The sequence below is a fragment of the Methanosarcina sp. 2.H.A.1B.4 genome, assembly GCF_000979385.1.
GTDB lineage: Archaea > Halobacteriota > Methanosarcinia > Methanosarcinales > Methanosarcinaceae > Methanosarcina.
The window spans coordinates 1-10,778 of sequence record NZ_JJOV01000035.1 but is presented as its reverse complement, the minus strand read 5'-3'; the positions used below and the strand labels follow the sequence as shown (position 1 = coordinate 10,778).

At 42.6% G+C, this 10,778-nt stretch carries 10 protein-coding genes and 1 tRNA gene; 6 read left to right on the top strand and 5 right to left on the bottom strand.

Going from position 1 to position 10,778, the window contains the following annotated elements:
- Positions 1–294: 294 nt before the first annotated feature.
- From EO92_RS05895 to EO92_RS05880, 4 genes are all read right to left on the bottom strand, one after another.
- Entirely contained in the window at positions 295–1,029 is a 735-nt protein-coding gene (locus tag EO92_RS05895) for a hypothetical protein (protein WP_048170008.1), read from the bottom strand.
- A gap of 56 nt (positions 1,030–1,085) precedes the next feature.
- On the bottom strand, positions 1,086–1,706 hold the full coding sequence (locus tag EO92_RS05890; RefSeq protein ID WP_048170006.1) for a hypothetical protein: 621 nt from the start codon (positions 1,704–1,706) through the stop codon (positions 1,086–1,088).
- Between the two features lie 923 nt (positions 1,707–2,629).
- Positions 2,630–3,892, bottom strand: coding sequence for a diaminopimelate decarboxylase (locus tag EO92_RS05885; RefSeq protein WP_048170004.1), 1,263 nt, complete (start codon positions 3,890–3,892; stop codon positions 2,630–2,632).
- 154 nt (positions 3,893–4,046) lie between these two features.
- A complete protein-coding gene (locus EO92_RS05880; RefSeq protein WP_048170002.1) occupies positions 4,047–4,274 on the bottom strand; it encodes a hypothetical protein in 228 nt (75 codons plus the stop codon).
- A 76-nt stretch (positions 4,275–4,350) separates the two neighbouring features.
- Between EO92_RS05880 and EO92_RS05875 the strand changes: the two genes are divergently transcribed.
- Positions 4,351–4,422 (top strand) — tRNA-Gly (locus EO92_RS05875).
- Between the two features lie 145 nt (positions 4,423–4,567).
- Here the strand turns inward: EO92_RS05875 and EO92_RS05870 are convergent.
- Complete coding sequence (locus EO92_RS05870; protein WP_048170000.1) at positions 4,568–4,975, bottom strand: PaaI family thioesterase; 408 nt, start codon at positions 4,973–4,975, stop codon at positions 4,568–4,570.
- A 348-nt stretch (positions 4,976–5,323) separates the two neighbouring features.
- On the opposite strand from EO92_RS05870, the gene EO92_RS05865 reads away from it, so the two are divergent.
- From EO92_RS05865 to EO92_RS05845, 5 genes are all read left to right on the top strand, one after another.
- Positions 5,324–6,037: an isoprenylcysteine carboxylmethyltransferase family protein gene (locus EO92_RS05865; protein WP_052734277.1), complete on the top strand. Its 714-nt coding sequence runs from the start codon at positions 5,324–5,326 to the stop codon at positions 6,035–6,037.
- 230 nt (positions 6,038–6,267) lie between these two features.
- On the top strand, positions 6,268–6,636 hold the full coding sequence (locus tag EO92_RS05860; protein WP_235283207.1) for a rhodanese-like domain-containing protein: 369 nt from the start codon (positions 6,268–6,270) through the stop codon (positions 6,634–6,636).
- 88 nt (positions 6,637–6,724) lie between these two features.
- Complete coding sequence (locus EO92_RS16665; protein ID WP_052734276.1) at positions 6,725–7,384, top strand: isoprenylcysteine carboxylmethyltransferase family protein; 660 nt, start codon at positions 6,725–6,727, stop codon at positions 7,382–7,384.
- 515 nt (positions 7,385–7,899) lie between these two features.
- Positions 7,900–9,918, top strand: a complete 2,019-nt coding sequence (locus EO92_RS05850) for a cation:proton antiporter (protein ID WP_048169994.1) — start codon at positions 7,900–7,902, stop codon at positions 9,916–9,918.
- A 79-nt stretch (positions 9,919–9,997) separates the two neighbouring features.
- Entirely contained in the window at positions 9,998–10,591 is a 594-nt protein-coding gene (locus tag EO92_RS05845; protein ID WP_048169992.1) for a Maf family nucleotide pyrophosphatase, read from the top strand.
- Positions 10,592–10,778 lie beyond the last annotated feature (187 nt).

Sequence of the window (10,778 nt, the reverse complement as noted above, 5' to 3'; positions counted from 1 at the left end):
ACGCGGGGAAGAGCTTGGGGACTTGCCCTCAATAGAGGGAGGAATGAACCAAGAAGCCACTCAGTCTTTAGCTGAGTGGTAGTTCACAGGATAGACTTAGAAGACAAAATTAGAGGTGAGCAGGTTAAATACCGAGTCAAAAAAGGAAAAAATAGAACGTTTCAGGCGCCTGGGCAGGTACAACCTGAAATTTACTATCTTGAGTAAAGCACTTCAATTTCATCTAATTCTAAACAAAGACGTTCTGTAAAAATCTCTTCATTTTAACATCTTTGCTTGTTTTTCTCTTCTCTCTTATTTATTTGACTTTCCTTTCCCATTACCTGGGTTTTCCGTTCTTCCTCCTCCATTACCTCCTTTGTTGCCGTCTTTACCGCCGCCCTTACTCTGTGATTTGTGCATCACATCGGCATAATTATATCCATAGAAGTCTCTATCGTCCACACCATCATTAAAGGTACCACTTATGAAGAATGGAACACGACCGGTCGTCCCATCGCCACAAGCATACTCGAGATAGTCACCAACAGTCACCGCATCACCATCGGAATCAAAGCCAATTTCCTTATTAAACACTTCACTCCTTTCATACAGCATTACAAACCTGCCGGTATGAGGGCTGAGTTCATAGGGTTTGCGTGTATCGACATCAATTACTACTTCTCCTTCAACAGGATGGCCAAATGAGTCAACAATTCCATATTCACTACTCACAATGACTCCCAAAGTGATATCCTGTGAACCTGAGTTAGAATCATAAATGTCAGAAACTTCATATGCATCAGGGAACAGGTCATCAATATCATCTTGAGTAGGAGTGCCATCTACCAAACCTGCTATTTCTGCAATTGTGATATTCTCATAGACCTCAGTCTCTATGCCAAATATCGGAGAATTTGAATCCAGCATAATCGTGTCAGGTGACACGAGTATACATACATTTACCGGCTCTGCTGCTGAAGGAACTGCAGACATCCCCATCAGGACAATTGCAATGCCAATATATATTATCATAGTTTCAGTTCTCATTTCTGTTATCCACCCCACTAGATTATCATATATTGAATCAAGTCAGAAAGAATTCCTTATCTCTTTGCATGCTTTCCATTTCCGCCTGGATTCTCAGACTTTTTCCCATTTCCGCCTGCATTCTCAGGCATAATTCCCTTAAATTTCACCTTGACCTCCGAATCTGTTGCTGTGAATTCTAAATCTTGCAATTCTGCGTACCCTGGAATTTCCGGGTATGTAAGTATGCCTGTTACCTCAAATTCCAGATTTCCAGCCTCAAAAAGTTCGGAATTATCTTCAGCAAAGTCGGCATTCATATTCACGTCATCTCTGGCTACCATAATGGCTAAAACGTATTCATAGGTTGTTTCACTTCGTTTGATCTCGTAACGGTCATATACTGCAGTGTCATTGAATACCTCGCCGGAAGCACTGCTTATCTTTATATTCGTTATCTCCAACCCTAGTTGATCAGCATAGCCTGTATCATTTAGATACTCAAAAGATGGGTAATCCTCTTGACCGAGATCATTAACATCCAGCTCTAACCAGGGACTGTTCGCACTCAGAACAAACATGTCGGGCATCACTTCCATTTCTACTTCTACTATTTCTGCTGCTGCAGTAGAAGCAAATGCACCCATCAAAATAAGTAAAGTCCCAAAACAAATTGCTATATTTCTTTTAGTTTTCATTTTAGTTTCCCCAATCTATTTTTTCCCACTCAATGGTGTTTCTGTTATTCTCGTTTTTGAATCAATCTCATCAACGATATATTTTTGGAAATTATATTACTGACTAAATCTTCTGGCAAGCTGTCTTATGATTATTTTTTGATTTTAGCTAGCGTTTGATTATTTCAAATTCTATATTGTGCAATCCGTAATTCTGAACGTTTGAAGGTTATCTGGTTCTTATCCAGTCTTGTTGACGAAGAAAATGGTGTTAAATTCTGATCCAAATCTGCAGAGCTCTAAGCATAAATGTCTAAATTTATTACATCGGGAGTGCGGAGGGTCACGAATACCCCGCCCTTAAGGTCGGGGATGAAGTGAACCCTCGCCTCTTTTTGTTTTTGATTTAAATATCTAAATCGTTGCTTCTTTGTAAAATTATCCGAAATCGGACAGGGCTTGATAGCAGAGTTTCAATAACTTAGATCAAGGAAACCTTGTTAAAGGACACTGTGAATCATTTCCGAGTAACCGGGCGTGCGGCCCATCAGCATACCCCATCCTTTAGGTTGGGGTGGCCGCACGCAGTTTGATTTTTATCTAAATAAAAATTCAAGAGATCTGTACAAGAGCTTTTCCATCAGGCTAAAATTTTCCAAACATTTTTGCCTTCAGCGTCCATGTATTCGGTTTTTGTCTTTCTGCAAGATTCTCTTACCCTTTGAAGTTCAACATGACTTCCTTTTTCTTCCATATACTGACCAGGTTTGGATCAAAGATGGGAGATCAGATCATGTTGCGGCAAAGACATAGAAGTTTTTGCACTGCCATATTGTACTGAAAAAAGAGAAGTAAACGTGGTTAGAGAATGGTACAGTAGAAAAAAATTGAATAAAAAGAAGAACGCAGGAAGGCTAAGGAGCCTTCCAATTTTCCTTATTCCGTTATCTGAAACCTTTCAACTGCTCAAAATCAAGGGTTGCAAAATAGTCCTCGATGGTCTCTGCCCTGCGGATCTGCACAACGCTTCCGTCTTCTCTCAGCAGGAGTTCGGCAGAGCGGAGTTTTCCGTTGTAGTTGAATCCCATGGCGTGCCCGTGGGCTCCGGTGTCGTGGATTGCCAGGACGTCACCTATTTCGATTTCGGGAAGCATCCTGTCGATTGCAAACTTGTCGTTGTTTTCGCAGAGGGAGCCGGTTACGTCGTATTTGTGGACTGGAGCTGCCTTTTCTTTTCCGAGGACGGTTATGTGGTGGTATGCCCCATAAATTCCAGGGCGCATGAGGTTTGCCATGCAGGAGTCCATCCCAACATAGTCCTTGTACGTGCTTTTGAGGTGCCTGACCTGAGAGACAAGATAGCCGTAGGGGCCTGTGATGACCCTGCCGCATTCAAGGTAGACCTTGAGTGGAGCGAGCCCGTTAGCTGTGATGGTGGCGTCGTAGGCTTCTTTCACGCCTTTTGCTATGGTTTCCAGGGAGACTTGCTCCTGCTCGGGCCTGTAGGGGATGCCTATTCCTCCGCCGAGATTTACGAATTCGAAACGGATTCCAAGTTCCTTTGAGATCTCAACTATGAGTTCGAAGAGAATCCTTGCGGTTTCCGCGAAATAATCGGGATTCAGTTCGTTCGAGGCAACCATTGTGTGCATTCCGAAGCGCTTTACGCCTTTATCCCTGAGGATCCTGTACCCTTCAAACATCTGTTCCTTTGTAAAACCGTACTTTGCCTCTTCCGGCTTTCCGATGAGTTCGTTTCCTTCTTTCAGGGAGCCGGGGTTGTACCTGAAGCAGACTATTTCCGGAAGTCCGGCATACTTTTCCAGGTAGGGGATGTGGCTGATGTCGTCAAGGTTGATGTAGCCTCCCATTTCCTTTGCTTTTACAAACTCATCAGCCGGCGTATCATTGGAACTGAACATAATATCGTCGCCGGCCATCCCTGCTTTTTCCGCAAGGATCAGCTCGGGAAGGGAACTGCAGTCCGCCCCGAAACCCTCTTCTTTGAGGACCTTAAGGATGAAGGGGTTAGGGAGAGCTTTTACAGCAAAAAACTCTTTGAAGCCGGGAACGTCTTTAAAGGCGGATTTCATTCTTCTGGCGTTTTCCCGAATGGCTTTCTCATCGTAAATATGAAAAGGGGTGGGATATTTTTCCATTATTTTCAGGATATCTTCTTTGTTGAAGGGGAGGTCCTTTGAAACCATTATTGTAACCTTTTGCCTGATTTTTGTTTAAATCGATTTTAATACCAATTTGAACTTTTATTCCTTTATTAGGTTTTCCACTATCTCGGGTACTGCATAAAAAAGTATTGATCTATGGAAATAGAACGTTGTTTTAAAATACGTTAACTTTCCGTTATTTAATGCCAGTCTCGTATAACTCGGCTATTTCCGGATTATCCTCATCTCGTCCCCTTTGAGTTCCAAAAAAACTCAGCAATCCTCTTATGATTTTCTTATGGGACGTGAGCTTTTCAACCTCCTCAATAAGTTCTGCAAGCTCTTTAAACCGCGTCATTGCTCCCTCAAGTTTCAGAAACAGAGATTCACTTCCATTGAGGGGTAAACCAGTATTCTCCGACATCTAGTCCCTTTTACCGAAAACTTTAATATCTAAAAGATGCATGAGATGAGTACACAGCAGTTCCTTAAGACAGTTTGCGACCGTGGTTTAGTGGCTATGACCTGAGCTTCCCAAGCTTAGAACCCGGGTTCGAATCCCGGCGGTCGCATCCCAAGCTTTTTTAAAACTTCAATCTGCAAAAAAATGATTATTTTAATTTTAAGCGTTGTTTACTTTTGGTTTTAAGTGTTTTTTACGTTTAATTTAATCTTTGTTTACTGCAGAATTTTTAATTTTCGTTTAATTTTCGGGCTTCAAACATCTGAAAAATCAAGTGAAAACTTTTTTCTATAGGCCATTCCCTGAAATATTGCCACGAGGTCTCCTTCTTCATCAGTGATATTTACAGTATATGTGGCAATTTTAGGGTTTATTGAAGTTTCCTTTGCTTCAGCTGTGAGAGTTCCTTTTGTTGTAGCTTTTACAAAGGAAATGTTTGCATTGATCCCAACTGCAGCAATTCCGTATGCGTTTGAGGCTGCTGCAAAAGCAAGATCTGCAAGGGTAAACAATGCTCCTCCCTGAACTATATTTAAACCATTAAGATGTTTTTCTTCGATTACCATCCTTGCTTTTGCATATCCCGGGTTAACTTCCAGCAGTTCTATTCCTGCATGTGCAGCGAATTTATCTTTTTTAAAAAGCCGTTTGAGATCTTCCATGTAATAACTCCGATAATTGTCAGTGAACTACCCATCATTGAAATGACGGGCATTCTGCCTTCGTTTTTCGTAAAGTAGTGGTTCATTTAACATATTCACAGTTAAAGTTATTCATCCAGAACTGCGCCAGCCGGATCTCACTTCTCTCTAATTTCATTTCTCTTTTATTTCCCTTCTGCCATGCCCTGAACTTAGTCATCAAAATCCTTTTGAGCATCAAAAGTCATTCCTTCGTAGTGAGTAAATAGGGGACAAAAACCAATGATCTCAGGAAGAGCTTTCAGTTGAAACTTCTGAAACTGGCAAGGCTTCCTGGCTGAAGGCATAAGGGGTCAGGTGGGGATTTTCATGGTTGAAATGGTGGAAAAGGACGCCGAATTCTGGAAGGCATTTTCCAGGAGGGCTGTACAGGTCCTTACAGGCTTATTCCTGATGGTGGCGGTTTTCTTTCTCTCTGCCGGTCGGACCGACCTGCCCAGGGCATGGTTTTTCTTCGGGCTTTATGCCGTTTCATTGCTCTCCAATATGGTTATTTTCCTCAAGTTCAACCCGGAGGTCATCAGGGCACGGAGCAAAATAACCAGAGAGGATATGGAGTGGTGGGACAGGATTTTTGTGGTACTCTACATCCTGCTTATTATCCTGATGTTTATTGTGTGTGGCCTCGATGTGGGAAAGTTTCAGCTTTCAAGCCCTGGGATGGAGTTTCTGGCTGTCGGCGTGATAATGTTCATCGCAGGTTGGCTGTTTGTAGCGTGGGCAATGGTCGAAAACAAGTTTTTTGAGACAACGGTCCGCATCCAGAAGGACCGGGAACATACGGTTGTTTCCACCGGGCCTTACGCCATCGTCCGGCATCCGGGCTATACCGGGATGATTCTGTTTTACGGCTGTGCACCGTTTATCATCGGCTCTTTTTACGGGCTGATCCCTGCACTGTTACTTGCTTTTGCTTTCGTTTTCCGTACCTACTTTGAAGACCGGATGCTCTACGAGGAGCTTTCAGGATATAAGGAATATACAAAGAAAGTAAGGTACCGGCTTGTTCCATTCATCTGGTAAGGCTGCTGCAAAAGCAGGTAAATATCCAAAACAGATTATAATTTTTGCAAGTAAATAGAATTATATTCAAGAAGCAATTTCTATATAAAGATAGCATTTGATAAAATACGTACCCAACTACTCTTCCAGATGTTAAACGCAGTAATGGAGGAATCTGCCTGAATAAAAAAAGTTTAATGTATTTTGGTGCTCTTTTTTTCCTGTTTTTGGTAATCTTACTAATTTTTACAATGCAAGAGGAAGACAGTCCTTTCGGGTTTGAAACCGTGAACGTGGACGAAGCAAAGGAGTTGATTGAAAATGGCGATATTTTCGTGCTTGACGTCCGCACTCCTGCCGAGTTCAACGAATCGCATATCGAAGGGGCAACCCTGATTCCTGTTACGAATTCCGGCGGATCGAATTTGAGCCCTGATCAGCTGCTTGAAGCCCGGATAAGCGAAGTTCCGAAAGGCAAAAAAATACTGGTTTACTGCAGGAGTGGGCGCAGAAGTGCTGCTGCAAGCCAGATACTGGTTGATGCCGGCTACACTGGTGTTTATAACATGGAAGGCGGAATCAATGAATGGATAGCGGCAGGACACCCTGTCGTAAGTTAAGCAGGCCGGAAAACCGGCGGTCAACACGCGCTGAGACGCTATACATCCAGGAAAAATTAAAAAACAATCATTTCGATTAAGCATGTAAATGATAGGGAAAAATAGCAGGAAAAAAGACCGGATAAGCTGGGTTATAAGCATCTTTATGCTTTTACTGGCGGCTGCAACCTGGATTAGAATGGACAAAAGTTGGGGCTCTTTAAACCATCTGCCGGTCTATCTTTACGTAGGAGTCCTTGTATTCTATCTGCGGGCAGAAAAATTCGCATACAAAGGCTCGGACCTTTCAGGAACACAGTCAAATAAATGGACTCGCCACCTGCTTTTATTCTTCTGGTGGCTGCTGTTAATTGTCCCGGCTCTCGAATACAGCCTTTTTCCGCGGTACAACTTTGCCGTTATAATTACAGGAGCAGTGCTGACAGTAATTGGGACGGTTCTCCGGGCCTGGGGTATATGGACACTTGGTAAATACTTCTCTGTCCATATAGAGATCAAGGACAGCCATGAGCTTATCGAAAACGGTCCCTATAAATTCATCAGGCATCCGGCTTATGCAGGAAACATAATACAGGCTGCAGGAATTCCTCTTATCCTCAATGCTTACTATTCCCTCAGCATATCGGCAGTACTTATCTTCCTGTTCTTATACAGGTTGAAGCTCGAAGAAGAAGTCTTAATACGGGAAGTGAAAGGGTACAGAGATTATGTAAAAAGAACGGACAGGCTGGTCCCGAAGGTGTGGTAAACCCAAAAAGTATGGTGGACTAAAATATCGTAGATTTAAATTATGATAAGCTTAAACACAGTCAAGCAATCAGTCAAGCAATCAGTCAGGCAATCAGTCAGGCAATCAGTCAGGCAATCAGTCAGGCAACAATTGATATTTCTTGACTGATGAACGGACCGGGCCTATTCACAAACTTCTATACTCTTTTGTGCCCAAACATTTTTAAATTATTAATCTTCATCTCTTTTTTTAAACCAGGTTGCTACATTTTTTCTCTTCTAATTTCACCTGCTAATGAGAACAATCACAAATATTTATATACCCAATATCCTATCGTAAACACTATATCTCTTGATAAATATTTGTTTATCTACAGTATAAATTATTTACTGGACAGGTGAGCATAAGTGTTTCATAATGAGTTAAGTGTTTCATCTACACTCCGAGCTATTACGTCCCTTAAAGATTCAAGAAACTTCACTTACAGAAATTTTAATCTATCTTTGTTCTGATTTCCAGAGGCGCAAAACGAAATGGAATTCTCTGTACTGGCACATGTTGATGTCATTCTTGGCTTTGCCATCTTCATCCTTACCATATTTTCCAAATTTGAAGTCCCTCCGGTGATGGGCTTTCTTGTAACCGGAATGCTGATCGGGCCTTATGGGCTTGGAATTCTTAACGGTGGGCAGAATGTAGACCTGAATTCCGAGCTCGGGGTTGTCTTTTTGCTTTTTACGATAGGAGTTGACCTCTCTTTAAAAGAACTCTGGAAAATGAAAACGGCCGTAATGGTCGGGGGTTCTCTCCAGATTCTCTTAACGACCGCGATAGTTCTTATTGTATGCTCATATCTCGGTTTTAGTCCTGCTACCTCTACTTTTCTCGGTTTCTTAATTTCACTTAGCAGTACCGCGATAGTACTCAAAGTTTTTCAGGACCGAAATGAAGTCTATACTCCCCAGGGAAAAACATCGCTTGCAATTCTGATCTTTCAGGACCTGGCTATCGTACCTCTGATCCTGATCACTCCTATACTTGCAGGAAGTTCTGTGAGTTTTGATGGAGCCCTTCAGAGTATGTTCTTCAAAGGTTCCCTCGTTATACTGGTTTTTATCCTGAGCGCCAAATTTCTGGTTCCCTGGATATTTTACCATGTAGGCAGGACAGGTAGCAAACAACTCTTTCTTGTGAGTGTTGTTTTCATCTGCTTATCCGCAGCAGTCTTTACTTCCAGTATCGGGCTGTCTCTAGCTCTCGGAGCCTTTTTAGCCGGGATCGTTATATCCGGGTCCCAGTACAGCCAGCAGGCAATGGGTAATATCTTACCTTTGAAAGACATGTTCATGAGTTTTTTTTTCGTGTCCATAGGTATGCTTCTTAATATCAGTTATCTTCTTGATAATCTCCCTCTTCTTATCCTTGCAGCAGTTGCCCTTATTCTTATAAAAGCAGTAGCAGGGATCGCTATAACCTTCCTCCTGGGATACCCGCTCCGTACAACTATACTTACAGGACTCGCACTTTCACAGGTAGGAGAATTCTCCTTTGTCCTTTCGAGGCTGGGGCTGGAATACTCTCTTCTTACAGAGGAGACTTACCAGGCATTTCTGGCAGTTTCAATCGTTACTATGGGAGTTACACCCTTTTTGATTAATGCTTCTTACAAACCTGCTGACTTTCTTATCAAGAAGGTATCTGGCACTGATTTCGGTATGAAACTGGTAAAAGGGTTGTACTCCGAATCCTTTGAAGAGAAAGAAAATGTCGAGCCTGACATGAAAGACCACCTTATAGTCGTAGGATTTGGTTTTTCCGGGAAGACAATCTCAAATGCAGCAAAAACCGCAGACATCCCATATATTATTGTAGAATCAAACCCTGAAATTGTTAAGCAGGAAACGATGAAAGGGGAACGAATACAATATGGAGATGCAGTATTTGGGGCTGTACTGGAACATGCGGGAATAAAGAATGCAAGAGTCCTTGTAATTGGTATCTCCGACGCAGATGCTACAAGGAAAATAGTAGAGAAGGCAAAGGAGCTGAACCCTAACATCTGCATCATTGCAAAGGTACACGACCTGCAGGAAATGAAGCGGCTCAATACACTGGGCGCAGATGAAATAATCCCGGAAGAATACGAAACTTCAGTAGAGATCTTTGTCCGCCTGCTTGAAAAATATCTTGTCCCCAGGGAAGACATCGAAAAAATGGTCGATGATGTGAGGGCTAACGGTTACAGGAGATTGCGAAAACTTGTTGTTGACACAGGCGTTGACAGCGGGTTCAGCATAAAGGACGGGCTTCCGGGAATCGATATTCAGGTCCTTAAAGTGGGCAGAGGCTCTGATTTCGACGGAAAAACCCTTGCAGACCTGGAGTTCAGGAAAAAGCATGGAGTAACTGTACTTTCGGTTCGCAGGCGTTCAAATATGATCTCTACTCCAGCCGGGGACTTCCTTCTTCAGGAAAATGATGCCTGTATCCTCCTGGGAAAACCTGAGGAACTGTATAACGTAAGAAAGTTTTTTAAAAGTGCCCGGGGATAACCGGCACTTCTCCTCTTATTTTTTAATTTCTCCCATTCCATCCATACAAATATATCCTATCCGTCCAGATTTTTTCCCCATGCGCAGGATAATTCTCGCGTCCGCATCCCCAAGGCGAAAAGAACTGCTTAAACAGCTGATCGGGGACAATTTTGTTGTTTGTCCAAGTTCTTATGAAGAACCTCCTCAGCCGGGTATGAACCCTGAAGAGCTTCTTCTGAAGCATTCCGTTGAAAAAGCCAGGGATGTGGCAAAACACTTCGATTCCGGGATTGTAATCTCTGCTGATACGTCGGTGCTCTATAATGGAGAAATCCTGGGAAAACCGCACCTGCCGGAAAAAGCTAAGGAAATGCTGGAAAAGTTAAGTGGAAAGAAGATTCAGGTTATAACCGGACTCACGGTTCTGGACCTTGACAGCGCGCAGGAAATCAGTGAATCCGAGTCAACAAACGTCTGGATGGCTAACATAAGTAAAGAACAGATTTCAGCTTACGTAAGGACGGGAGAACCTCTGGATAAAGCAGGGGCTTTTGCAGCTCAGGGAAAAGGGGCGGTGCTGGTGGAAAAAGTTGAGGGGGATTTCTTTAATGTGGTTGGACTTCCTCTTTTTCGGCTGGGTAAAATTCTGGAAAGGCTTGGGGTATCGGTGTTTGAAGAAGGCTTTTCCTGACTCTCCTTTCCTGCTCGGGAGCTTCAGGCTTTTTGATTCAGGAGTGTTTACCAGGAGCTCCAAAAGTAATAAAGCAATTAGAAGTAATGGCTCTGTAGAAATCCTTAATTTTATGCAAATTATTTCTACAACTTTTTTGTTTATGTTATACACTATCAGTTTAATTTTTATTTCTTTGATCTGATTA

Bases quoted from the DNA above. Each gene is read 5' to 3' on its own strand.
- EO92_RS05885 (WP_048170004.1), bottom strand. From the start codon at position 3,892: ATGGTTTCAAAGGACCTCCCCTTCAACAAAGAAGATATCCTGAAAATA.
- EO92_RS16665 (WP_052734276.1), top strand. From the start codon at position 6,725: ATGATAGGGAAAAATAGCAGGAAAAAAGACCGGATAAGCTGGGTTATA.
- EO92_RS05865 (WP_052734277.1), top strand. From the start codon at position 5,324: ATGGTTGAAATGGTGGAAAAGGACGCCGAATTCTGGAAGGCATTTTCC.
- EO92_RS05850 (WP_048169994.1), top strand. From the start codon at position 7,900: ATGGAATTCTCTGTACTGGCACATGTTGATGTCATTCTTGGCTTTGCC.
- EO92_RS05895 (WP_048170008.1), bottom strand. From the start codon at position 1,029: ATGAGAACTGAAACTATGATAATATATATTGGCATTGCAATTGTCCTG.
- EO92_RS05880 (WP_048170002.1), bottom strand. From the start codon at position 4,274: ATGTCGGAGAATACTGGTTTACCCCTCAATGGAAGTGAATCTCTGTTT.
- EO92_RS05860 (WP_235283207.1), top strand. From the start codon at position 6,268: ATGCAAGAGGAAGACAGTCCTTTCGGGTTTGAAACCGTGAACGTGGAC.
- EO92_RS05890 (WP_048170006.1), bottom strand. From the start codon at position 1,706: ATGAAAACTAAAAGAAATATAGCAATTTGTTTTGGGACTTTACTTATT.
- EO92_RS05845 (WP_048169992.1), top strand. From the start codon at position 9,998: ATGCGCAGGATAATTCTCGCGTCCGCATCCCCAAGGCGAAAAGAACTG.
- EO92_RS05870 (WP_048170000.1), bottom strand. From the start codon at position 4,975: ATGGAAGATCTCAAACGGCTTTTTAAAAAAGATAAATTCGCTGCACAT.